The organism is Nocardiopsis sp. CNZ308 (genome assembly GCF_004217075.1).
On record NZ_SHKJ01000001.1, the window covers coordinates 3,709,340 to 3,732,408 of the forward strand.

The following is a 23,069-nucleotide window of genomic DNA, read 5'->3' on the forward strand; positions in this document are numbered from 1 at the left end:
TGGGCGTCGGCGACGGGCATCAGCGCCGCGGCGAGCGGGCAGCGCGCGGGCTGACGACGAAGGGGAGATCCTGTGGCGGTGCGGGCGGCGAGCGGAACGATGTCACGAAGTCAGACCCAGCGCCGCAGGCGCATCGTGCAGACCGCGGCCGCGCTGGCCGTGCGCGGTGGTGTCGAGGCCATGCAGATGCGTTCGGTGGCCGAGCGCGCGGGTGTCGCCCTCGGCACGCTCTACCGGTACTTCCCCTCCAAGATGGACCTGGTGGTGGCCGTGGTCACCGAGGAGCTGGACCTGTTGGAGGGCGGTATCGTCCGCCGCCCGCCCACCGCCGACACCCCCGCCGAACGCGCGGTCGACGTCCTGCTGCGGGCCACGCGCGGGTTGATGCGCGAGCCGGAGCTGGCCGACGCGCTGGTGCGCTCGCTCATCATGGCCGAGGTCAAGATCGAGCTCGACGTGCGCATCTCCGACCTGGTGTGGCGGGTGGCCACCGGCAACCTGGAGGGCGCCGAGGAGGAGGGCGGCACCGAGGTGGACCGCGACAGCACCGGCTACGTCCTGGTGGGCTCGCTGACCAGCGTGTGGATCTTCGAACTGGTGGAGGTCCTCAAGGGGCGCCGCGACGTGGACGAGGTGGAGCGGCGGCTCCAGACGGCGGCCGAGCGCCTGCTCGCCCCGTTCTGACCCGCTCATCCTCCCCCGCGCCGGCGGGGGACCGGTGTCAGCCACCGCCGAAGAGCAGCCCCAACAGCCCGTCGAGCAGTCCTGTGCCGCCCCCGTCGTCCCCGTCCTCCTCGGGCGGGCCGCCGGGGGCGTCGTCGTCTCCGGGATCCTCGCCCTCGGGCGCGTCCGGGCCGCCGTCGGGGCCCTCGCCTCCGGAGGGCGGGCTCGGCTCCTGCGCGGGCGGTGCGGGCGTGGTCCGCTCCGGAGCCGGGTCGGGGACCTGGTGCCCGCTGCCGCCGCCGTCCTCCGGCCCCGGCTCCGTCGCGGTCCCGGGTTCGGTGGGCTCCGTCGGCGCGGCCGGGGGCTCCACGGTCGGTCCGGCCTCCGGTTTGGTGTCCGCGCTGGTCGCGTCGGTCTCCACCTGCGGGACCAGCGGACCGCGCCCGGCCTCGTCGGGACCGGAGCCGATCATCGTCGAGGGGCCGCCCACGGCGCTGGCCCAGCCCCACAGCGCGACCGCCAGCGCCACGGTGGCGAGGCCGGAGACGGCGGGCAGCGGCCAGCGGCGGCGGGCGGTGCGCTGGTCGTCGGGGTCGTCACCGGAGTCGGGACCGGTGGGGGCTCGGGGTCCGGCCAGCGGGGTGACCGCTTCGTCGCGCACCGGGTGGTCGCGCGTGGTCAGCCGGTCGCCGGGCAGGGCGCGGGGCGGCGCCTCGGGGCCGGGCTCGGCCGCCTCGGCCTCCTCCTCGACCGCCCCGGCGGCGCGGGAGCGGTGCATCGGGTACCCCTCGCCGGTGAGGGGGTGCATCTGCGCGGCGATGCGCTCGCGGGCCGCGGCGAGGCCGGGATCGGTGCAGGTGCGCACCACCGCCTCGCGCAGGCCGGGCGGCGGGCCGGGCGGGCGCAGCAGGGCCAGGGCCTGGGAGACGTCGTGCACCTGGGCGCGCCAGGCGGCGGTCCCCGGGCCGCCGGTGTCCCCGGCGCCGTCCGGTGCTCCCGCCTCCCGGGAGGGGCGGGGGTCCGGGACGCGGCGCCCGCCGTCGCGGCCGTCCAGGTTCTCGGCGGCGCGGCGGATCGCCGAGCGCGACAGCTCGCCGCAGATCTGGGGGTCCAGGCCCAGGACGCGCGCGACCGCGGAGGTGGGCAGCGCGTGCCGCAGGTTCAGCTCCACCAGTTCGCGGTGGCTGGCGGGCAGCCGGGCGAACATACGGGCCACCGGTTCCTCCGCGGGCACCGTGGCCAGCCGGGTGTAGGGGCTCACGTGGGCCAGGCCGCGGCGCTGGCAGGCCGAGCGGACCAGGGCGTACAGCCAGGAGCCGAGGTCGGCCGGGTCCGCGCGCCGCGAGTCGAGGACGACACCGGCGACGAGGCCGTCGTGCACGGCCTCCGCCGCCTGTGCGGTGTCCTCCTCACCCAGTAGCGACCAGGCGTACCGGTACAGGGACGGGGCGAAGGCGTCGTAGAGCGCCTCGACCGTCGACGGTTCGCCTGGTTCGCTACCTCTGGTCACTTTTCAACCCCCCGTTACCCGTGACGGTAGCGAGGGGCGCGGCGACGCGTGGGTGAATCGTCTACCTGTGTCTTGAAGGTAAGTCTTCTGTAACCTCGGGGCCGGACGCGGGACCCGGCGGTCGCGGATCGGCTACTCTCCGCCGCGTGACGGTGACCCGATGGCGATCATCCGCTCGACGGAGCGGCGGGCGCGCGCGGAGGTGTCGGCGTCGACCGTGATCTCGGTCGTGCCGAACCGCAGCGCGTTGAGCAGCTTGTCCGCGTCGATCATCTTCATGTAGTGGCACTCGGCGCGCGAGTTGACCGCCTCGAACTCCGTGTTCGGGTTGGCGTTGCGCAGCTGGTGCAGCATGCCGGTCTCGGTCGCGATGAGGACCTTCTTGGCGCTGGTGTTCTCCGCGGCGGTCAGCATCCCGCCGGTGGAGAGGACCTTGACCCGCTCCTGCGGGACGGCGCCGCTGCCCACGAGGTAGAGGGCGGAGGTGGCGCAGCCGCACTCGGGGTGGACGTAGACCTCGGCGTCGGGCTCGGAGGCGACCCGCTCGCGCAGGGTGTGCCCGTCGATCCCGGCGTGCACGTGGCACTCGCCCATCCACACGTGGATGTTGTCGCGGCCGGTGACCCGCTTGACGTGGGCGCCCAGGAACTGGTCCGGCAGGAAGAGGATCTCGCGGTCCTCGGGGATGGAGCGGATGACGTCCGCGGCGTTGGAGGAGGTGCAGCAGATGTCGGTCTCGGCCTTGACCGCGGCGGTGGTGTTGACGTAGGCGACCACGACCGCGTCGGGGTGCTCGGCCTTCCAGGCGCGCACGTCCTCGGCGGTGATGGTGTCGGCCAGCGAGCACCCGGCGTTGGGGTCGGGCAGCAGGACGGTCTTGTGCGGGGCGAGGATCTTGGCGGTCTCGGCCATGAAGTGCACGCCGCAGAAGACGATGGTGCTCGCGTCGACACCGGCGGCCAGACGGGACAGCGCCAGGGAGTCGCCGGTGTGGTGGGCGACGTCCTGGATTTCCGGGCGCTGGTAGTTGTGCGCGAGGATGACAGCGTCGCGCTCCTTCGCCAGGCGGTGGACCTCTGCGGCCCATTCCTGCCTGGTCATGGTGTCCGCCGTGGCGGTGACCGGTGCCATGTCCAACTACTTCCTTGAGGCTGTGGGCAACGCCGCGCGGGCGCCGTGCCGGGGAGGGTCGGTGCGGATGAGGACAAGTTTTTGTCTGTCAGGCACAAACCTGATGAAGCTTAACATGACGGGTAACGGAAGGGACAGGGTGGACATCCCTCAGGAAAACGGACAGGTCGCGGCGTCCGTCTGCTCCGCGTCCGACCACGCGGAGCTGTCGGTGCACGAGGCGCTCGCGGTCGTGCTCCAGATCCGTGCCGGAGAACTGTGCGTCCTGCTGTGGCGCAGGGCCCTGCCGCCCTGCGAGGGCGCCTGGGCGCTGCCCGGCGGCAGGCTCGGCCGGGGGGAGAACCTGGGCGCCTCCATCCGGCGCCAGCTCGCCCAGAAGGTCGACGTGAGGGATCTGTCACACCTGGAGCAGCTGGAGACCCGCAGCGACCCCGACCGCGTCCCCCGGCGCCGCACCCTGGCCACCGCCTACGTGGGGCTGGTCCCCGCCGACGTGGACCCGGTCGTGCCCGACGACACCGGCTGGCACCCGGCCGCCGACCTGCCGACCATGGCCTTCGACCACGCCTCCATCGTCCGCTCCGGACGCCAGCGGCTGCGCGCCAAGCTCAGCTACACCAACGTCGGGTTCGCCCTCGCGCCGCCGGAGTTCACGATGTCGGAGCTGTCCGGCTACTACCGGGCCGCGCTGGGCCACGACGTGGCCGCCACCAACCTGCGCCGCGTCCTGCTGCGCCGGGGGCAGATCGAGGAGACCGGCCGATCGGTGCCCTCGGGCCGATCCGGGGGCAGGCCCGCCGCCCTCTTCCGGTTCCGCGACCGCAGCCTCCAGGTCACCGACGCCTTCGCGGTGCTGCGCCCGCCCAGCTGAGGGCTCCGCGGGTCGGCCCGCCCGGTTCCGCCCCCCGTGGGGCCGGTCCTCCCGGCCGGACGCCGCGGCCGGTCCCGGGCCGCGGCCCCTCCCCTGCCCGGGGACCGTCGTCGGCGGCTTGTACACTCCCTGACCGTGGCAATTCGTACTGCGGTCTTCGACGTCGGCGAGACACTCGTCGACGAGACGCGGATCTTCGCTCGCTGGGCCGACCGCTTCGGCATCCCGCACATGGCCTTCTTCGGGACCATCGGCGGCGTGCTCGCCTGCGGCGGCACCCTCACCGACGGCTTCCGCCTGCTCGTGCCCGGGTTCGACCTCGCGGCCGAGAGCGCGCGCTGGCGCGCCGAGGACCCCGACGGGGAGCGCGAGCACTTCGGCGAGGCCGACCTGTACCCCGACGTGCGCCCCGCCTTCGCGGCCATGCGCGCGTCCGGGATCTCCCTGGTCATCGCGGGCAACCAGCCGCCCGAGGCCGGGCCCGCCCTGACCGCCATGGACCTGGGCGTCGACGGCATCGGCATCTCCGACGACTGGGGCGTCAAGAAGCCCGAACCCGCGTTCTTCGACCGCGTCCTGTCCCTGGTCCGGGCCGCCCGCCCCGGCACCGAACCCGGCGAGATCGTCTACGTCGGCGACCGCGTCGACAACGACGTCCTCCCCGCCCGCGCCGCCGGGATGCGCACCGTCCTGCTGCGCCGGGGCATCTACGGCTACCGCCACGCCGCCGCCGAGGAGGCGGCCCGCGCCGACGCCGTCCTGGACGACCTGCACCAGCTCGCCGACTGGATCGGCCGTCAGGACTGAGGCGGCACGCCGAGGGGCCGGGTCGTGGGACCCGGCCCCTCGGCGTGTCCGCGCCACCTTCGGTCCCGGTACGGTCACGGCCTCCACCTCACGGTTTGACCAGCGTGCGCGGGGGTAACGTGCGAACGGCCTGCCCCTCGCCACACCTCACCTTTCCGGACCCTCCGGTTCCCCGAATGGAGACGACACCGCCGATGATCGCGTTCGAGGGCGCCGCCAAGCTCTATCCCGACGGCACGGTGGCCGTCGACCAGCTGGACCTGACCGTCGAGACCGGCCAGACGACGGTCTTCGTGGGTCCCTCCGGCAGCGGCAAGACCACGTCGCTGCGGATGATCAACCGCATGGTCGAACCGACCGGGGGCACCGTCCGCATCGACGGCGAGGACGTGCGCGAGCGCGACCCCGCCGCGCTGCGCCGCTCCATCGGCTACGTCATCCAGCAGGCCGGGCTCTTCCCGCACCGCACCGTGCGCGACAACATCGCCACCGTGCCCCTGCTGCTCGGTTGGGGCCGGGCCAGGGCCAGGGCACGCGCCGCGGAGCTGATGGAACTGGTCGGTCTGGAGCCCGCCCAGGCCCGGCGCTACCCCCACCAGCTCTCGGGGGGACAGCAGCAGCGCGTCGGCGTCGCCCGCGCACTGGCCGCCGACCCGCCCATCCTGCTGATGGACGAACCCTTCAGCGCGGTTGACCCCGTCGTGCGCGCCAGCCTCCAGGACGAGCTCCTGCGCCTGCAGAAGGAGCTGCACAAGACCATCGTCTTCGTCACCCACGACATCGACGAGGCCGTCCGGCTCGGTGACCGCATCGCCGTCTTCCGCCCCGGCGGGAGGCTCGCCCAGTACGACACGCCCCAGAACCTGCTGGCCGCGCCCCGGGACGCCTTCGTGGAGTCCTTCATCGGCTACGACCGGGGAGTGCGGCGCCTGTCCTTCTTCCCGGCCGACAGGCTCTCCCCGCGCCAGGACGCCGTCCTGGAGGAGAGCGTGCGCGCGGGCGCCGCGGCCGCCCCGCTCGGGAGCGAGCCCTGGGCCCTGGTCGTCAGCGGAGACCGCATGCCCCTGGGCTGGGTCAGCGCGCGGCAACTGGCCGACGCGCCCGCCGACACCGCCCTGGGCTCACTCGAACTCGCGCCCTTCGGCCACACCTTCGACGTGGGCACCGACTCCCTGCGCGCCGCCCTGGACGCGGCGGTGCTCTCGCCCGCGGGCCGCGCGGTCGGCGTCGACGCCGACGGTCGGGTGGTCGGCGTGGTCTCGCAGGACGACCTGAGCGCCGCCCTGTGGTCGGTGACCGAGTGATCGCCGAGGCCGTCGCCGGGGTCTGGGACGCCGGGTCCGCGGCCGGATCCGGCACCGGGGCGCTCGCCGGGGCGTGGGACTGGGTCGTGCGCGTCGTGGACTGGGGCGTCGAGAACTGGAGCCACCCCGGCGACCCGGACCGGGGCGTCCTGCCCCGCCTGACCGAGCACATGCGGCTGTCCTACCTGTCCATCCTCATCGGACTGGCGGTCGCCCTGCCCCTGGGCCTGGCGTGCGCGCGCTGGAAGCCCCTGTACCCGCCGGTGCTGACCGGTGTGAACGTGCTCTACGCGGTGCCCTCCATCGCCCTGTTCTTCCTCATGCTGCCCTACACCGGGTTCAGCGACTGGACGGCCGTCGTGCCGCTGGCCCTGTACACCCTGGTGATCCTGCTGCCCAACGTGGTGGACGGGCTGCGCCAGGTCCCCGACCACGTGCGCCAGGCGGCCGTCGCCATGGGCTTCGGCCCGCTGCGGCGCCTGCTGTACGTGGAGATGCCGGTGGCCGTGCCGGTGGTCATCGCCGGGTTGCGGGTGGCCTCGGTGGCCACCATCAGCATGGTCAGCGTCGCCTCGCTGGTGGGTCTGGGCGGGCTCGGCCGGCTCATCCTCAGCGAGGGCTTCCGGCGCCAGTTCGACGCGCCCATCGTGGTCGGCATCGTGCTCACCGTGGCCCTGGCGTTCGTCACCGACGCGGTGCTCGTGCTCGCCCAGCGCCTGCTCACCCCCTGGTCGCGCCGCGACGGCGCCGTACCGCGCCGCAGGCGCCGGGCGGTCGCGGCGGAGGCGGCCGCGGCGGACCCGGCGGCGGGTCCGGCAGCGGAGCCACAGGCCGCGGCCCCGGCGGGGGGACGGTCGCCAGCGGACCCGGACACCGGTGACACGGCGGGGGAGAGGTAGCCATGGACATCCTCAACGACCTGGTCGCGTGGTTCGCCGACCCGGCCCAGTGGACCGGCGGCGCGGGCATCCCCGCGCGTCTGGGAGAGCACGTCTACTACTCGCTGCTCGGGCTGCTGCTGTCCGCCGCCGTCGCGGTCCCCCTGGGGCTGCTCACCGGGCACACCGGTGTGGGCGGCTTCCTCACCACCAGCCTCGCCAACTTCGCCCGCGCCCTGCCCACCATCGGCGTCCTGTTCCTCATCGTGCTGGCCGCCGGTATCGGCATCGTGCCCGTGCTGTGCGCGCTGGTGGCGCTGGCCGTGCCCCCGATCCTGGTCAACACCCACGAGGGCGTGCGCGGTGTGGAGCCCCGGCTCAGGGACGCCGCCGTCGGGATGGGCATGCGCGGCCACCAGGTGCTGCTGCGCCTGGAACTGCCCGTGGCCGCGCCGCTCATCCTCATCGGGATGCGCACCGCCGCCGTCCAGGTGGTCGCGACCGCGACCATCGCCGCCTACGTGGGGGTCGGCGGCCTGGGCCGCTACATCGTCGACGGCCAGGCGCGCCAGGACCTGACGATGATGCTCGGCGGATCGGTGCTGGTGGTGCTGCTCGCGGTCCTGACCACGCTCGTGTTCGCCGGACTGCGGCGGCTCCTGGTCGCCCCCGGTCTGCGCCAGGCCGCGCCGCAGGGCTAGGCGGAGCCGGACCGCGCCGCGGAGCCGGGCCACACCACAGAACCGGGCCGGGTCACAGGGCCAGGCCACCCCAGAGAGAAGGTCCCATGTACAAGAGAATCGCCCTGCCCCTGGCCGCGCTGCTCCTGACCGGGTGCGGCGCCAGCGACCCCTACGCGGAGGAGGGCGGCGGCGGGTCCGGAGGCGGCTCCGGCGACGCGGTCGTCATCGGCTCCGCCGACTTCCCCGAGTCCACCCTGCTCGCCGAGATCTACGGCCGGGCCATGGAGGCCGAGGGCGTGGAGGTCGACTACCAGCTCGGCATCGGCAGCCGCGAGGTCTACTACTCGCAGATCGAGTCCGGCAACCTGTCGGTGTTCCCCGAGTACAACGGCGCGATCCTGGCCTACCTCGACGAGGACGCGCCCACCGGCGGCAGCGAGGAGACCAACCAGAGGGTCACCGAGGCGCTGCCCGAGGGCCTGGAGATCCTGGACTCCTCCAGCGCGGAGAACAAGGACTCGGTCACCGTCACCAGCGAGGTCGCCGAGGAGCACGGCCTGGCCAGCCTGGAGGACCTGGCCGGCGCCGCGGGGGAGCTGACCCTGGGCGGTCCGCCGGAGTTCGAGACCCGCCAGCAGGGCGTGGTGGGCCTGGCCGACGTCTACGGGGTGGAGTTCGGCGAGTTCCGTTCCCTGGAGGTGGCGCTGCTGACCCAGGCGCTCCTGGACGGTGACATCCAGGCGGCCAACCTGTTCACCACCGACCCGCAGATCACCGCGAACGACTTCGTGGTCCTGGAGGACCCGGAGAACCTGTTCGGCGCGCAGAACATCACCCCGCTGGTCAACGGCGAGCAGGTGGACGAGACCGCCCGGGGCGCGCTGAACGCCGTCTCCGCCGCCCTGACCACCGAGGTCCTCACCCAGCTCAACGAGCGGGTGGTCATCGGCAACGAGAACGCCGCCGACGTCGCCCAGGAGTGGCTGGAGCAGGAGGGGCTGGCCTGAGTGGTCGGTTCCCGGCGGTCGCGGGGGAGCCGGGGCCGAGGCGGCGGCGCAGCCCGCGCGCCTCGGCCCCGCGGGGTGAGCCGCCCGCGCGCGCCCGCCCCAGGGGGGCGCGGCCCTTCGCCCACCGCACCGGCCCGTCTGCCGAACCGGCCGCCTACTCCACCAGCCGGTAGCGGCCGGAACGGCGGGCCAGGGCCGCGCCCTCGCCCCGCACCCCCGGCAGGTTGGTGACGTCGGCGAAGAAGACCACGTGGTCGCCGACCGCTACCCGCTGGCGCACGGAGCACTCCAGCGCGGCCAGGGCCTCGTCCAGCACGATCGCGCGGGTGCGCTCGCCCCGGTGGTGGGGCTGGTCCGTCACCAGCAGGCGCGCGCTGGGACGGCCCTCGGCGGAGAAGCGCCCGGCCACCGCCCGCTGGCCGCCCCCCAGCACGTTGACGGCGAAGGCGCCGACCTCCTCGATCACCTCGGCCATGTAGCCGCTGGCGTCCACGCTGACCGACACTACGGGCGGGTCGGCCGAGACCGACCCGAAGGCGCTGACGGTGGCCCCCACGTCGTCGCGGCCGTCGGCGACGGTCACCACCGTGACGCCGACGGGCAGCAGGGCCATCGCTTCCAGGTACGTCAACGGATCTCCCACAGCCCCGGCATCATCAGCGGGCCGCCGACCGGCAGCCCCATCGACACGGCCACGTGCTCCAGGGGACCCCAGGCGCTGACCACGGTCTGCGGGCCCGAGGCCCCCACGTCCTCGCTGGACTCGTGCTGGCGGATCCGGTCGAGCGGGTGCGGGCGGGGGAAGGGCCGTACCGGGAGCGGTCCCGCGCCGGCCTTCTCACGGGCCAGCCGAACGGCGGTCTCCAGGCCGCCCAGCTCGTCCACCAGGCCGCGCTCGTGGGCGTCGCGGCCGGTCCACACCCGGCCCCGGGCCACCTCGTGCACCTGCTCGCGGGTCATTCCGCGCGCGGCGGCGACCTTGCCGGTGAAGTCCTCGTAGATCTCGTCCAGGAGCGCGTTGACCCGCTCCCACTCGGACTCGGTGAAGGGCCGGTCGGTGTCGAACATGCCCGCGTGCTCGCCGGTGCGCACGGAGTCGCTGGTCACGCCGTACTGCTCCTTCAGCGCGCCCAGGACCGGTTTGCCGGTGATCACGCCGATGGAGCCGGTCAGGGTGCCCGGCTGCGCGACGACCGCGTCCGAGCCCAGGGTCACGTAGTAGCCGCCGGACGCGGCGACGTCGCCCATCACGGCCACCACGGGGATGCCCGCCTTGCTGGTCAGCTCGGTCTCGCGGCGGATCGCGTCGGAGGCGGTGGGGGAGCCTCCCCGGCTGTCCACCCGGAACACGACCGCCTTGACCTGGGGGTCCTTGCGCGCGGCGCGGAAGGCCGCCGCCACGGTGTCCGAGCCCATGACGGTGCCGCCGCCCAGGGGCGAGCGCCGGGTCCGGCCCAGGCTGATCGTTCCGGTGGCGGAGATCAGCGCGATGTGGCCCTTGGGGTTGCGGGACAGCTGCTGGGGCGCGGTGTGCTTGCGGTGGTAGCGGGTGACGAACTGCAGCTGCGGCTCACCGCCCAGCTCCCCGAACAGCTGCGCGTACACCTCGTCCCGGTGGGCGAGCCCGTCCACCAGCTTGTGCTCGACCGCCTCGCGGGCCAGGAACGGGCCCTGGGAGACCAGCGCGCGCACCTCCTCCCGGGGCAGCCCCCGGGCCAGGGAGACCGCCTCGACGATCTGGTCGCCGAGCGAGGTGACGATCCGGTCGCTGGCCTCGCGCTGGGCGGCGGTGTAACCGGTCTCGGTGACGCTGTTCATCGCGTTCTTGTACTCGTGGCGCGCGCCCACCTCGTAGGACACGTCCAGCTTGTCCAGGGCGCCCTTGACGAAGGTCGTGCGCATCATCAGGCCGGTCAGGCCGAGCACGCCGGTGGGCGCCATGACCACGCGCGAGAACGCGCAGGCCAGGTAGTAGGGCAGGTTGCCCTCGCCGGTCTCGCCGAAGGAGTCGGCCCAGGCCACCGCGGGCTTGCCCGCCGCGCGGAAGTCGGCGACGGTGTCGCGCAGCTCCTGGACCTTGGCGAATCCCAGGGAGCGGGCGTCCACCCGGACCAGGAGGGCCGCCACCCGCGGGTCGCGCGCGCCGCGGCGGATCCCCTCCAGGACGTCCAGGTACTGCTGCCTGCGCCGGTTCATGATCTGGCTGAACGGATCCCCGGGGGCCTGGTCGGCGACCCCCTCCGTCAGGTCCAGCTCCAGCACCAGCGGCCCCTGGGGGCGCTGTCGGGTCTTCATGATCTTCGCGAGGTCCACCATGGGCCCAGCGTAGTGCTCCGGGGGTGTGGAACGCCGTCCGGAACGGGCCGAATCGGGCGATGCGGTCGTCGGGCGCGCTAAGGTCAACGGTGGTTCGAGCACGGGATCCACGAGAGGGACGACGGCATGGCGGGCATCCACGGGCGACGGCGGCGGGCGCGCGCCGCACGCGTCGGCACGGGAACGGGCGCGGCTGCCGCGGCGCTGCTGGTCCTGTCGGCCTGCTCCGGAGGGAGCGAGGCCGAACTGCAGCTCGGCGAGAGCGGGCCCCTGCCCGCGGCGGAGCCCCCGGCGCCGGAGGAGTTCGCCACCGAGAGCATCGAGGGCGTGTCCCTGAAGGTCCCCGAGGGCTGGCAGACCCAGAACGAGGGCGGTGTGCTCTGCGTGAGCCCGCCCGGACAGGAGCCCTGCGGGTACGGCTCCGTGCAGCTGACCCCGCACGCGGCCGAGAAGCACCCCCAGGGCTGGCCGGGCGAGGGCGAGGCGTTCAGCAAGGACGGCGGCTGGGCGGCCGACACCGGCAGCTGCCGCAGCCTCAACACCGCCGCCTCCGGGGGCATCGGCGTGGAGGGGGCCGAGCTCGCGGTCTCCGACTTCACCGACCACGCCGACGGCCTCACCTCGCACCACTCGGTGTGGAACGTGGCGTGCGTCAACGGCGACGCCTTCGAGGTGCGCATGTGGTTCCTGCCGGTCAGCGACGTCCTGCTCTACGTGTGGTCGGCCGACTCCCAGTACTCCGCCGTGTACGACGAGATCGCCCTGTCCATGGACACCAGCGAGTACCAGAGCTGACCGCCGCGGTTTCGGTTCGACCGATTACCCGATCGGGTGTCCCCGCGGTCCGATGAGGCCGTAGGGTCGTACTCGTTACGACGACGGCCGCCCGCGCGGGCGGCGCGGTCGCAGGCGACGTGAATCGGGGGCAGCACTGGTGACCACCATCGGAGCGGCGGGACGTGTCGTTCAGTACACGCTCGACAACGGATTGCGTCTGGTGACCGCTGCGGCCTCCACGGGCCAGGTCGCCTCCGTGAACCTGTGGTACGGCGTGGGGTCCCGGCACGAGGTCCCCGGGCGCACGGGGTTCGCGCACCTCTTCGAGCACCTGATGTTCCAGGGCAGCGGCGGTGTCGCCAAGGGCGAGCACTTCGAGGAGGTCGAGCGGCTCGGCGGCGACATCAACGCCTCCACCTCGACCGACCGCACCAACTACTACGAGACGGTCCCCGAGCACGCCCTGGACCGGATCCTGTGGCTGGAGGCCGACCGGCTGGCGACCCTGCGCGAGGGCATGACCCAGGAGGTCCTGGACAACCAGCGCGACGTCGTCAAGAACGAGCGCCGCCAGCGCTACGACAACCAGCCCTACGGCACCGCCCTGGAGCGCATCCTGCGCCTGGCCTACCCCGAGGGCCACCCCTACCACCACCCGACCATCGGCTCCATGGCCGACCTGGACGCCGCCGACCTCGACTACGTCAAGTCGTTCCACAAGGCCCACTACGGCCCGGACAACTGCGTGCTCACCGTGGTCAGCGACCTCGACCCCGAGGACGTCCGCGGCCGCGTGGAGAAGTTCTTCGGTCCCATCCCGGCCCGCGAGAGCGTCCCCGAGGCGCCCGACGCCGCCCTGGAGGCCCCGCTGGGCGGCCCGGTCCGCGACGCGGTCACCGAGACCGTGCCCGCCGCCGGGGTGTTCCTCGGGTTCCGCGTCGCCCCCTACGGCGAGCGCGGGTTCGACGTCATGCACCTGGCCTCGGCCGTCCTGGGCCAGGGGCAGGGCAGCCGCCTGTACCGCTCCCTGGTGGTGGACCGCCCCATCGCCGCCGACGACGGCGGCGGCGCCGCCGACATCCTGCCGTTCCGCTACACCGACAGCCTGATGCTGGTGAACATGCTCGCCCGCGAGGGCGTCAGCGGCGACGTGCTGGAGGAGGCCATGCGCGAGGAGATCGCCAAGCTGGCCGCCGGGATCACCGAGGAGGAGCTGGACCGGGCCCGCGCCGTCCTGGAGCGCGACCACCTCCAGTCCATCTCCAGCCCCTCCGGGCTCGCCGACAGCATCAGCAGCTGCACCCAGCTGTTCGACGACCCCGAGCTGGCCTACACCTGGCCCCGGCGCTGGGACGACATCACCGCCGAGGAGGTGCGGGCCGCCGCCGAGCGCGTGCTGGTCGACGACAACCTGCTCGTCGTCCGCTTCGACCCCGAGGAGTCCGAGGCCGCCGAGGCGGCCGGGGCCGACACCGTCGACGCCTGATCCGGGTTCCGTTACCGCAAGCCGCAGAAAGAGCCGCAGAGCATGCCGCAGACACGCCCGGACCTCGGTGCCGTAGCGTCCTACACCTTTCCCAAGCCCCGCCGCCTCACCGTCGGCGGCGGCACGGTCGTCGCCATCGACGTACCCGGCCAACAGCTCGTCTCCCTCCGCCTCGTGCACCCCCACGGCGGTGCCTCCGAGCCGCTCGACGCCATGGGCGTCGGCGCTCTGACCAGCGAGGTCCTGGAGGACGGCCCCAACGGCAACAGCTCCCTGGCGCCCGCCCTGGAGCGTCACGGCGCCGAGTGGGTCTCCCGCGTCAACTGGGACGCCTTCATCACCGGCCTGGACGCCCCCGCGGGCCGCCTGCCCGAGGCGGTGCGCCTGTTCGCCGACGCGGTGCGCCGTCCCGCGCTCGACCCCGACGACGTCGTCCGCCGCCGCGACCAGCTGCTGGAGCGGTTCTGGCTGGAGGCGGCCTCGGCCGGCACCCTGGCCATGCGCAGCCTGGGCGGTCAGCTGTTCACCGGCCGCTACGCCACGCCGCTCGCGGGCGGCCCGGTCAAGCTGGCCGACGTCACCCCCGAGACCGTGGCGGCCTTCCACGCCGACTCCGTCGCCTCGGTGGCCGGAACCCTCGTGGTCGTCGGCGACCTCACCGGGATCGACCTGGAGGACCTGGGCAAGACCGTGTTCGGCGACGCCGCCGCGGTGCGCGCGCCCGAGCCGACCGAGCCCGCCCCGCCGCCCGGGGAGCTGCCCCGCGTGTTGATCGTGGACCGGCCCGGCTCCGTGCAGTCCGCCCTGGTCATCGCGCACCGCGCCCCCTCCCGCTCGCAGGTGGACCTGCCGCGCGCCGAGGGCGTCAGCGAGGTCCTGGGCGGCATGTTCACCTCCCGGCTCAACCTGGAGCTGCGCGAGCGCCTGGGCTACACCTACGGCGCCGGGTCCCGCTTCGACCTGCGCCGCGACAGCGGGGTGTTCTTCATGTCCGCCCAGGTCGAGGCGGACACCACCGCCCACTCGGTCACCTCCTCGCTGGAGCAGGTCGCCAAGCTGCGCGAGTCGGGGGTCACCGAGGAGGAGCTGGCCGCCGTGCGCGACTCCAACACGGTGGGCCTGCCGGTCACCTACGCCACGGCGCGCGCCATGGCCGGAGCCCTGGTCGACATGGTGGTGCACGACCTGCCCGAGGACCACGTGGACCGCGTCCGGGCCGGGTACGAGAGGCTCACCAAGGAGTCCCTGGACAGCGCCGCCACCGAGTACCTGCGCCCCGAGGAGTCGGTCGTGGTGGTCGTCGGCGACGCCGAGCGCCTGCGCCAGCCGCTCACCGACACCGGGGTCGGCCCGGTCGAGGTGCGCACTCCCGACTCGCTCTGGACCTGAGGCCGACGGGTGCGCGGACGGTCCGCCCGCGCACCCGCGCCACCCGCGCCAACAGGCACGGGAGCCTCGGAGTGAGACCCACGTCACTGCATGCTCGGGTCGTCGTCGGACATAACGAAAGCGAACCTATGTGTCCGTGATGTGGCAACCACCAGCATGGATCCGGCGTCCTGCTGGTATAACGAGTGATCCGTGCACCTACGTGGTGACAGCGACCGCAATGCTCCCGCAGGAGGCCACCATGGCCGGTGAATGGACCCGTGGATAACCGTGTCCTCCCTAGAGAACCCCCACACGCAGCGCCCTGAGGCGTCGCGCTCCTCCGCACGGGCGGAGGCGGCCGACGCCGCCGAGCCCCGTCCCGAGGGACGCCTGCTCAAGGGGCGCTACCAGTTGGTGTCGGAGATCGCCCGCGGCGGTGTCGGCACGGTCTGGCGCGCCACCGACCTGGTCATCGACCGCGAGGTGGCCGTCAAGGAGCTGCGCCTGCCCGCGGACCTGAGCCGCTCCGAGCGCGAGTCGCTCCTGCAGCGCACCACCCGTGAGGCCCGCGTCGCCGGACGCCTCACCCACCCCAGCCTGGTCACCGTCCTGGACGTCGTGGACGAGGACGACCGCCCCTGGATCGTCATGGAGCTGGTGGAGGCCTCCACCCTGGAGGAGCTCATCCAGGTGGGCGGCCCGCTGCCCTACCAGCGCGTGGCCGAGATCGGCCTCCAGCTCATCGACGCCCTCAAGGTCGCGCACGCCGAGGGCATCGTGCACCGCGACGTCAAGCCCGACAACGTGATGATCAGCCAGGCCGGGCGGGTCGTGCTCACCGACTTCGGGCTGGCCGCCTGGAACGGCGAGTCGGCGCTGAGCGCGTCCGGGCGCATCATCGGCTCCCCGGCCTACATCCCGCCGGAGCGGGCCAAGGCGGGCCCGGTGGGACCCGAGTCCGACCTGTGGTCCCTGGGCGCCACCCTGTACGCGGCGGTGGAGGGGCACCCTCCCTACGACCGCAAGGGCTACATCAAGATCCTGCGCCAGGAGCAGCTGGACGAGCCCGCCGAGGCCGCCAGCGCGGGCCCGCTGGCGCCGGTGCTGGCCGGTCTGCTCCGGGTGGAGCCCTCGGAGCGGTTGACCGCCGAGAACGCCACCAAGATGCTGCGGATCGCCGCTCTCGCGCCGTGGGCGCCCGAGACGAGTCCGGAGACGGCCGCGAAGGGCACCGCCACGCCCGCCGAGCCCCGTCCCGAGGGCGAGGAGCGCGAGTCGGCCCGCGAGCACTTCAAGGCGGGCGCGCACGTGCTGGCGGAGTCCATCAACGAGCGGCTGCGCAACAGCCCCGAGGCGATGAACTCGATCATGACCTCGATCCGCGAGTCCACGGACACGCTGGGGCTGACCAGTTCGGGCAAGCACGCCGAGCGCAGCCGCCTGCCCGCGGTGGCCACCATCGCCGCGGTCTCCCTCGGCGTCCTGCTGCTGCTCGCGGTCATGCTCTGGGCGCTGCTCGGCCGGTAGCGCCGCCGCGGAGGGATCCCCCGCGCGGGCTGGGCGGGGTGGGCTGGGTGGGGCCGGCGGGATTCGAACCCGCACTGTACAGCACCTAAAGCTGCCGTCTCCTGCCAGTTGGACTACGGCCCCTCGCGGACAACTGTACCGGTGCCGGGCGCGGGGCCCGGCCGCGGCGTGCACACGGGCCCGCCGCCCCCGGGGGCCGCCCCCGGCACCCGTGTCACAGGCCCAGTTCCCTCTTGATCCGGTCGACGTGGCCGGTGGCCTTCACGTTGTAGAAGGCCTTCTCCACCCGGCCGTCGGTGCCCACGACGACGGTGGAGCGGATGACGCCCTGCACGACGCGGCCGTAGTTCTTCTTCTCACCGAAGGCGCCGTAGGCGTGCAGGGTGTCCTTGCCCGGGTCGCCCAGCAGCGGGAAGGTCAGCCCCTCCTTGTCGCGGAACCTGGCCAGCTTGTCGCTCGTGTCCGGGGACACGCCCAGGACGGTGAGGCCCGCGGAGTCGAAGTCGCGCAGGTTGTCGCGGAAGTCGCAGGCCTGCGTGGTGCACCCGGGGGTCATGGCCGCCGGGTAGAAGTACAGGACGACGCGCTTGCCGGTGGAGGCCAGCACCTCGCTCAGGGTGACGGGCTTGCCGTCGGCGTCGTCGAGGGTGAAGTCGGGTGCCTGGTCGCCGGGCTCCAGGCGGATCGGATCGCTCACGTGGTGTCCCCCTTGGGTTCGCGGGCGGGGCGCCGCCCCGCCGACTCTCGCACTCACCCTAACCACACCCGCCTTCCGGTGCCCCGTGAGTCGACGCTTCGCGGGCTGTGCCAGGCTGGAGGCACGGTGTTCGGTTGCGATTCCGGTTCGGTTCGCCCGCATCCGGAGTGACCAGCGACGCGATCACCTATTGTTGACCGCACTCGTCCCGTCGTTCGGCCCCGGCGACGTCCGCCGCGCACCGGGGACGCCGCGTCGGCGGCGCCCGGCGGGCCGGAACACACCCGCTTCGCTTGGAGAGTATTGGCGACGATGCCTGGATTCACACTCGACGAGGTCAGGGCCCGGACCCTCAAGGAGCGCGACTCCTGGTGGACGGTCTACCTCGTGGACCCCATCGCGGTCCGGCTCGTGCGCCTGGTGGCCAACCGCACCTCGATCACACCCAACCAGCTGACGGTGGTCGCCCTCTTCCTGGGGCTCGGCGCGGCCGTCTGCTTCTCGCTGGGCTACCGCCACTTCCTGGCGCTGGGCGCGCTGCTGTACCTGCTGTCCTTCCTGATGGACTGCACGGACGGCAAGCTGGCCCGGCTCACCGGCTCGGAGTCGCTGTTCGGCTCCTGGATGGACTACGTCTCCGACCGGTTCCGGGTGCTGGTGTGCGTGGTCGCCCTGATGGGCGGGCAGTACGTCGTCGCCGAGAACGCCGAGGGCGACGGGCCGGTGTGGTTCGTGTGGCTGGCCCTGGCCGTGGTGTTCCTGGACATGCTGCGCTACCTCAACGCGCTCCAGGTGTACAAGGTCCGCAGGGAGATGCGCTCGCACCTGGCCGCCGCCCTGGAGAGGGCCCGCGCCACCCTGTCGATGCTGGAGCCGGAGGAGGACGACACCGGCTCGGCCACCGGCGCGGGCGGGCGGACGATGAGCGACGGCGGCGAGCAGGCGGTGCTGCGCCACGGCATCGGCGTGCTGGAGCAGATCCTGCACAGCCAGAACGAGCGCGAGGCCCGCAACCAGCGCACGGCGGGCAAGCAGCCCGACCTCACCCTGCCCAAGGTGGACCTGCACCAGGAGTTCCGCAACCGCTTCCCGTGGTACCAGCGGTTCTGGTCGTCCCTCAGCGCCAGACGGGTCAGGACGCACCTGGTGGGCGGCATCGAGTTCCAGATGTCGGTGTTCGTGATCGCGCCGCTGGCGGTCGCCGCCTTCGGCGCGCCGTCCCTTATCGGGTGGATCACCGCTGTGGCGGGCGTTTTGCTCCTCGCCTTCGAGATCGCCATCATCTATAAACTGTGGTTGTCCACGCGGGACTTCTTCCGCGTGGTCGACGGAATCGACAGCGCGCTGAGATTCTCCGGTCCGTCCGACGGCGCGGAGGAAGGGAGCCGGGACACCGGCTCGGACACGGGTTCTCAGACGACCCTGCGCTAGTGGAGAGAGGCACCCATGACGGGACGTGACACCGAACCGCGCCTGACCCCGGCGGACGTCGTCGCCGAGATCAACCGCGAACAGCGCCAGCTCGCCGAGACCCTGGACGAGTTGAGCGTGCAGGCCCGGCCCGCCAACATCGCCCGCAAGCAGATGGAGAGGGTCCGCGAACGCGGCGCCCGGATCGTGGACGAGGCGCGCGCCCTGGTGGTCGGGGGCGGCGCGGTGCGCGTGGAGAGCCACCCGGTGGAGCCCGAGGAGGGCAGCATCGTCGTCAAGGGCGACGGCCACGTCGTCACCACCTACCAGTCGCGCGGTCAGCTCCCCCCGGAGGCACTGCTGCTCGCGGTCGGCGTCGGCGCGGTCGTCGCGGTGGGCGTGGTGGCCTGGGCGGTGCACCGCAGGAGGAAGTAGCGCCGGACCGGCGCACGTTCGGAGGGGTCCGCGTCAGCGGGCCCCTCCGTGTGTGCGGCCACCGCCGGGCCGGGTGTCCAGGGGCCGCTGGGGCGGTGTCCGGCACGGGCCGCGCCCGGGCCCGGGGGCGCCGCCTTCAGGCGGGAGAGGAGGTCAAAGGAAGGTCTGGCCCTCGCCCCGGTAGGTGGGCACGGCGCCCGCGTACTCGCCGGTGTCGGAGTCCACCAGGTGCAGGGTGTCGAAGCGCTCGCACAGTTCTCCCGCCTTGGCGTGGCGCATCCACACCCGGTCGCCGACGGACAGGCCGTCGGCCGCGGCGCCGAGCAGGGGCGTCTGCACCTCGCCCGCGCCCTCGTTGACGCTGTAGGAGAGCCCGGCGGGCAGGTGGGGGAGCGGGGCGCGGTGGGCGTTCACGGGGCCCGAGGCGGGGTAGCCGCCGCCCAGGGCGGTGGCCACGCCCGGTCCGGGCCGGCGCACGACGGGGAGCGCGAACAGGGCGGCGGGGCGTCCGCCGAAGGAGCGGTAGTGGTCGAACAGGTGCGGGTGGTAGAGCCCCGAGCCCGCCGCCAGCTCGGTCACCGCCTTCTCCCGGCCGGTGGTGTGCAGGCTGCCGGTGCCGCCGCCGTTGACGAAGCGCAGGTCGGCGACCTCCCTGACGGCGTGGACGATGGCGGCGCGGCGCTTGGCCAGCTCCACGGCCGAGCGGCGCTGGACGGCGCGCAGGAGGCGTCCGTAGAGCGGCCTGCCGGGCGGGGCGTCGCCCACCCCGGCGATCTGGCCCTCGTAGGCCATGATCCCGTCCAGCTCCAGTTCGGGGCGGGCCGCGACCGCGCGGGCGAACGCGGCGGCCTGGGCCGGGGTGCGCACGGGGGAGCGGTAGGTGCCCACGCGCAGGCGCGGTCCCACGGGCTGCCAGCTGGTGTCGACGTCCAGGCACACCCGGACCGGCGGGGCGTCGGGGCCGCGGGACCCGGCGGCGTCGGCGACGGCGGCGCCGATCAGGTCCAGGTGCGCGGTGTCGTCCACCATCAGGGTGATCGCTCGGGCGGCGCGGGGGTCGCGCACGAGCCTGGCCAGGGCCTGGCGGTCGACGGTGGGGTAGGCGACGAGGACGTCGTCGCTGAGGGGGCGGTCGCCGGTGGCCAGCCAGAGGGCCTCGGGCAGGGTGAAGGCCATGACGCCCGCGTAGCCGGGCAGGGCGAGGACGGTGCGCAGCAGTTCGCGGCTGCGCACGGACTTGCTGGCGATCCGGATGGGCCTGCCGTGGGCGCGGCGGGTCAGGTCGGCCGCGTTGGCGCGCAGGGCGGCGAGGTCGACGAGGGCGAAGGGGGCTTCGAGCCCGCGTGTGGCGGACTCGTACGTTTCGCGCAGACTTGTCATGTCCTGAGCATGCCAGAACATGAATGTCTTTCATATTCTCGGCGCAAAAGGGGACGCGGTACCCCGCGGCGGGCGGTCCGCGGAGGGCCTCGCGACAACCGGTCCCCGGTGTCGCGGGGGCGATACCCTGGGGTGTCACGGCTGATCAGCCGTCCGACCCCGGGAGTGGTTCTTTCCATGAGTGAGCGTGAGTACGTCCTGACCCTTTCGTGCCCCGACAGCCGGGGCATCGTCGCCGCTGTGGCCAACCTGCTGTCCGACCACGGTTGCAACATCACCGAGAGTCAGCAGTACGGCGACCACTACACGGGACGCTTCTTCCTGCGGATGCAGTTCGTGGCGGAGCGGGGCGGCGACGGCGTGGTGGGGGAGGACGTCCTGCGCGGCGCCTTCGCGGCGCTGGCGGGCGACTTCGGCGGCCGGGGCGGCGACGCGTTCGTGGAGTGGACCCTCAACCCCCGCGACGTGCGCCCGCGCATGATCGTGATGGTGTCCAAGTTCGGCCACTGCCTCAACGACCTGCTCTACCGCCAGCGCAGCGGCCTGCTGGACGCCGACATCGCCGCCGTGGTCTCCAACCACCCCGACCTGGAGTTCCTGGCCGACTCCTACGGTGTGGACTTCCACCACCTGCCGGTCACGGCCGGGAGCAAGAAGGAGCAGGAGGCGCGCCTGCTGGAGCTGGTCGACTCCTACGACGTGGACCTGGTGGTCCTGGCGCGCTACATGCAGGTGCTCTCCGAGCAGCTGTGCGCCAAGATGTCCGGCCGCATCATCAACATCCACCACTCCTTCCTGCCCAGCTTCAAGGGTGCCCGGCCCTACCACCAGGCCCACGCTCGCGGTGTGAAGCTGATCGGCGCGACCGCCCACTACGTCACCGCCGACCTCGACGAGGGCCCGATCATCGAGCAGGAGGTGTCCCGGGTGGACCACACGCACAGCCCGGAGCAGCTCACGGCGATCGGCCGGGACCTGGAGTCGGTGGCGCTGGCGCGAGCGGTCAACTGGCACGCGCAGCGCCGCGTGCTGCTCAACGGGGACAAGACGGTCATCTTCGGCTGAGCCGGACGCCCGCCGCGCGGCGGCGGGGTGCGGTCCGCGCACGGGGGCGCCCACGGGCGCCCCCGTGCGTTTTCCTGCCCCGACCAGATTCTCGACGCTGTTTTGGGTCGGAGATGGGACTGACCTTGCCCGTTCCGACCAGGAAAAATTACTCACAGTGCTTTGTCGGATACAGTGTGTATGTATATGGTGTGGTCAGTTCGACATCCTTCCGGCCATGACACGGGCCCGGGTTTCGGTCCGGCTCTCTGGGAGGGCACATCCGCCGGGAAGGCGCGGGGAGCGGTCCGGGGGCGCCTTCGGCGCCGCGACCGCCCGTGCGGCCCGCACACTGCGTAGGGGGATCCAGTGACGGACATGAGAACCGAGACCAAGGTGCCGGGAGCCCGCGAGTCGGGCCGGACCAGCCGGGGGGACTCCTCGCGAGAGGAGGGCGGGCGCACCCAGATCGCGGACGGCGTGGTCGCCAAGATCGCCGGCATGGCCGCGCGGGAGATCGGCGGCGTCCACGCCATGGGCGGCGGGACCGCGCGTGCGGTCGGCGCGGTCAGGGACGTCGTGACCCGGGGCGGCGACAGCGGTTCGGTCGCGCGGGGCGTCGCGGTCGAGGTGGGCGAGCGCCAGGCCGCCGTCGACATCGACCTGGTCGTCGAGTACGGCGTCGCCATCCAGGACCTGGCCGCGGCCGTGCGCCGCAACGTCACCTCGGCGGTGGAGCGCATGACCGGGCTGGAGGTCACCGAGATCAACCTTCGGGTGGACGACATCCACCTGCCCGACGACGACCGCGGCGAGGACGACGGCGAGTCCGCGCCCCGAGTGCAGTGATGGCGGCCGCCGACGGGGACCCGGGCGAGGTCGCCCGGCGCCTGGTGCGGGAGGCCGAGCGCTTCCCGGACGTGGTGGAGCTGTCCTCGGGCGGTTTCGGCACGCTGACCACGCCCGTCCCCGGAGGACGGGTCCTGGGGGTGGCGGTACGCGACGACAGCGTCGAGGTCGGCGTCGTGCTCCGGTTCGGGCGGCCCCTGCCGGAGATCGCCGCCGAGCTGCGCCGCGGCCTGACCCCGGTCGCCGGGGGCCGTACCGTCCACGTGTCCGTGGAGGACGTGGTCGCGGGACTGCGGGACGGCGCCCGTACGGGCGGTTGAGCAGGCAGCATCGGGTGCTGGACAAGAGGGGGAAGCCATGTGGCCCATCGTCGGACTGTCCTACGGGACGGTACTGGGTCTGGCCGCCGCGTTCGGCGGGTTCACGGCCTTCGCGCTGGTCCTGATCCTGGGGCTCGCGGGGTTCGTCGCCGGTCGGGCGATGGAGGGCGAGATCGACCTCACCGCGATGTTCTCGCGGCGCTCCGCCTGAGACGTGAGGGAGCGGACGTGGCCGGAGTGCGGACCAGTACGGTTCCCCGACAGAGGGAACGCCCGGGCGACGAGGTCGCCCGGGAGCGGAGCGGGGGCGGGGGGGAACGCGACCCCGGCGGCCGCACCGTCATCGAACCCGGTGTGGTCGAGAAGGCGGCCGCGCGCGCGGTCCGCGAGGTCCCCGGCGCCCTCCCCGCCCGGTCGCGCACGGCGCGGGCCCGGGTGAGCGGCGAGGTCGTGCTGCTCAGGCTGAGGGTCGGCGTCCGCTACCCGCACTCGGTGCGCGAGGTCGCCGCGCGGGTGCGCGGGCACGTGGGGCGGCGGATCGAACAGATCACCGGAAAGCGGGTCCACCACATCGACATCGAGATCGCGGAGTTGGTGCGCTGA

The 23,069-nt window shown here is 73.3% G+C and carries 24 protein-coding genes and 1 tRNA gene; 18 read left to right on the plus strand and 7 right to left on the minus strand.

Translation table 11 applies throughout. The features are described from left to right. Window positions 1–72: 72 nt before the first annotated feature. Window positions 73–684: a TetR family transcriptional regulator gene (locus tag EV372_RS16185; RefSeq protein ID WP_130396647.1), complete on the plus strand. Its 612-nt coding sequence runs from the start codon at window positions 73–75 to the stop codon at window positions 682–684. 37 nt (window positions 685–721) lie between these two features. Here EV372_RS16185 and EV372_RS16190 read toward each other — a convergent pair whose 3' ends face one another. Beyond that, window positions 722–2,173 (minus strand): sigma-70 family RNA polymerase sigma factor, encoded by a 1,452-nt coding sequence (locus tag EV372_RS16190; RefSeq protein ID WP_130396648.1) that lies wholly within the window; start codon window positions 2,171–2,173, stop codon window positions 722–724. Between the two features lie 132 nt (window positions 2,174–2,305). Next, entirely contained in the window at window positions 2,306–3,304 is a 999-nt protein-coding gene (gene nadA / locus EV372_RS16195; protein WP_071621357.1) for a quinolinate synthase NadA, read from the minus strand. 139 nt (window positions 3,305–3,443) lie between these two features. Here nadA and EV372_RS16200 point away from each other — a divergent pair, with 139 nt between their 5' ends. From EV372_RS16200 to EV372_RS16225, 6 genes are all read left to right on the plus strand, one after another. Continuing rightward, window positions 3,444–4,175, plus strand: coding sequence for an NUDIX hydrolase (locus EV372_RS16200; RefSeq protein WP_013151450.1), 732 nt, complete (start codon window positions 3,444–3,446; stop codon window positions 4,173–4,175). A 135-nt stretch (window positions 4,176–4,310) separates the two neighbouring features. Then, window positions 4,311–4,982 (plus strand): HAD family hydrolase, encoded by a 672-nt coding sequence (locus tag EV372_RS16205; RefSeq protein WP_130396649.1) that lies wholly within the window; start codon window positions 4,311–4,313, stop codon window positions 4,980–4,982. Window positions 4,983–5,176: 194 nt separating this feature from the next. After that, window positions 5,177–6,286: an ABC transporter ATP-binding protein gene (locus EV372_RS16210; RefSeq protein WP_130398950.1), complete on the plus strand. Its 1,110-nt coding sequence runs from the start codon at window positions 5,177–5,179 to the stop codon at window positions 6,284–6,286. Then, entirely contained in the window at window positions 6,283–7,185 is a 903-nt protein-coding gene (locus tag EV372_RS16215; RefSeq protein ID WP_197044438.1) for an ABC transporter permease, read from the plus strand. Before EV372_RS16210 ends, EV372_RS16215 begins: the two co-directional genes overlap by 4 nt. Before the next feature lie 2 nt (window positions 7,186–7,187). Next, window positions 7,188–7,865 (plus strand): ABC transporter permease, encoded by a 678-nt coding sequence (locus EV372_RS16220; RefSeq protein WP_130396650.1) that lies wholly within the window; start codon window positions 7,188–7,190, stop codon window positions 7,863–7,865. 86 nt (window positions 7,866–7,951) lie between these two features. Then, entirely contained in the window at window positions 7,952–8,854 is a 903-nt protein-coding gene (locus EV372_RS16225; protein WP_130396651.1) for an ABC transporter substrate-binding protein, read from the plus strand. A 154-nt stretch (window positions 8,855–9,008) separates the two neighbouring features. Here the strand turns inward: EV372_RS16225 and EV372_RS16230 are convergent, their stop codons facing one another. Further along, window positions 9,009–9,467, minus strand: a complete 459-nt coding sequence (locus EV372_RS16230; RefSeq protein WP_130398952.1) for a flavin reductase family protein — start codon at window positions 9,465–9,467, stop codon at window positions 9,009–9,011. A gap of 14 nt (window positions 9,468–9,481) precedes the next feature. Then, window positions 9,482–11,170 carry a signal peptide peptidase SppA gene (sppA, locus tag EV372_RS16235; RefSeq protein ID WP_130396652.1) on the minus strand — a complete coding sequence of 563 codons (1,689 nt, stop codon included), beginning with the start codon at window positions 11,168–11,170 and terminating at the stop codon, window positions 9,482–9,484. 126 nt (window positions 11,171–11,296) lie between these two features. Here sppA and EV372_RS16240 point away from each other — a divergent pair, with 126 nt between their 5' ends. The 4 genes from EV372_RS16240 (at window position 11,297) to EV372_RS16255 (ending at window position 16,331) form a co-directional block, all read left to right on the plus strand. Continuing rightward, window positions 11,297–11,965 carry a hypothetical protein gene (locus EV372_RS16240; RefSeq protein ID WP_130396653.1) on the plus strand — a complete coding sequence of 223 codons (669 nt, stop codon included), beginning with the start codon at window positions 11,297–11,299 and terminating at the stop codon, window positions 11,963–11,965. A 139-nt stretch (window positions 11,966–12,104) separates the two neighbouring features. Next, complete coding sequence (locus tag EV372_RS16245; RefSeq protein ID WP_130396654.1) at window positions 12,105–13,433, plus strand: M16 family metallopeptidase; 1,329 nt, start codon at window positions 12,105–12,107, stop codon at window positions 13,431–13,433. Window positions 13,434–13,475: 42 nt separating this feature from the next. Further along, window positions 13,476–14,822 carry a M16 family metallopeptidase gene (locus EV372_RS16250; protein ID WP_130396655.1) on the plus strand — a complete coding sequence of 449 codons (1,347 nt, stop codon included), beginning with the start codon at window positions 13,476–13,478 and terminating at the stop codon, window positions 14,820–14,822. A gap of 252 nt (window positions 14,823–15,074) precedes the next feature. Then, window positions 15,075–16,331 (plus strand): serine/threonine-protein kinase, encoded by a 1,257-nt coding sequence (locus EV372_RS16255; protein WP_275101160.1) that lies wholly within the window; start codon window positions 15,075–15,077, stop codon window positions 16,329–16,331. Between the two features lie 48 nt (window positions 16,332–16,379). On the opposite strand, the gene EV372_RS16260 is transcribed toward EV372_RS16255, so the two are convergent. Both EV372_RS16260 and bcp read right to left on the minus strand, forming a co-directional pair. Continuing rightward, window positions 16,380–16,454 (minus strand) — tRNA-Leu (locus EV372_RS16260). A 91-nt stretch (window positions 16,455–16,545) separates the two neighbouring features. Then, a complete protein-coding gene (bcp, locus tag EV372_RS16265; protein ID WP_130396656.1) occupies window positions 16,546–17,028 on the minus strand; it encodes a thioredoxin-dependent thiol peroxidase in 483 nt (160 codons plus the stop codon). Window positions 17,029–17,340: 312 nt separating this feature from the next. Between bcp and EV372_RS16270 the strand changes: the two genes are divergently transcribed. Continuing rightward, window positions 17,341–18,459 (plus strand): CDP-alcohol phosphatidyltransferase family protein, encoded by a 1,119-nt coding sequence (locus EV372_RS16270; protein WP_130396657.1) that lies wholly within the window; start codon window positions 17,341–17,343, stop codon window positions 18,457–18,459. 15 nt (window positions 18,460–18,474) lie between these two features. After that, complete coding sequence (locus EV372_RS16275; protein WP_013151464.1) at window positions 18,475–18,873, plus strand: DUF3618 domain-containing protein; 399 nt, start codon at window positions 18,475–18,477, stop codon at window positions 18,871–18,873. 153 nt (window positions 18,874–19,026) lie between these two features. Here the strand turns inward: EV372_RS16275 and EV372_RS16280 are convergent, their stop codons facing one another. After that, window positions 19,027–20,253, minus strand: coding sequence for an amino acid deaminase/aldolase (locus EV372_RS16280; RefSeq protein ID WP_130396658.1), 1,227 nt, complete (start codon window positions 20,251–20,253; stop codon window positions 19,027–19,029). A 177-nt stretch (window positions 20,254–20,430) separates the two neighbouring features. Here EV372_RS16280 and purU point away from each other — a divergent pair, with 177 nt between their 5' ends. The 5 genes from purU (at window position 20,431) to EV372_RS16300 (ending at window position 23,069) form a co-directional block, all read left to right on the plus strand. After that, window positions 20,431–21,318 (plus strand): formyltetrahydrofolate deformylase, encoded by an 888-nt coding sequence (purU, locus tag EV372_RS16285; protein ID WP_013151466.1) that lies wholly within the window; start codon window positions 20,431–20,433, stop codon window positions 21,316–21,318. Between the two features lie 357 nt (window positions 21,319–21,675). Continuing rightward, window positions 21,676–22,146 (plus strand): Asp23/Gls24 family envelope stress response protein, encoded by a 471-nt coding sequence (locus EV372_RS16290; RefSeq protein WP_130396659.1) that lies wholly within the window; start codon window positions 21,676–21,678, stop codon window positions 22,144–22,146. Beyond that, a complete protein-coding gene (locus EV372_RS16295) occupies window positions 22,146–22,466 on the plus strand; it encodes a hypothetical protein (protein WP_130396660.1) in 321 nt (106 codons plus the stop codon). Before EV372_RS16290 ends, EV372_RS16295 begins: the two co-directional genes overlap by 1 nt. Before the next feature lie 37 nt (window positions 22,467–22,503). Next, the gene (locus EV372_RS29090; protein WP_013151469.1) at window positions 22,504–22,677 is read left to right on the plus strand and encodes a hypothetical protein; all 174 of its coding nucleotides are present in this window, start codon (window positions 22,504–22,506) and stop codon (window positions 22,675–22,677) included. Between the two features lie 17 nt (window positions 22,678–22,694). Further along, window positions 22,695–23,069, plus strand: a complete 375-nt coding sequence (locus EV372_RS16300) for an Asp23/Gls24 family envelope stress response protein (protein ID WP_094801137.1) — start codon at window positions 22,695–22,697, stop codon at window positions 23,067–23,069.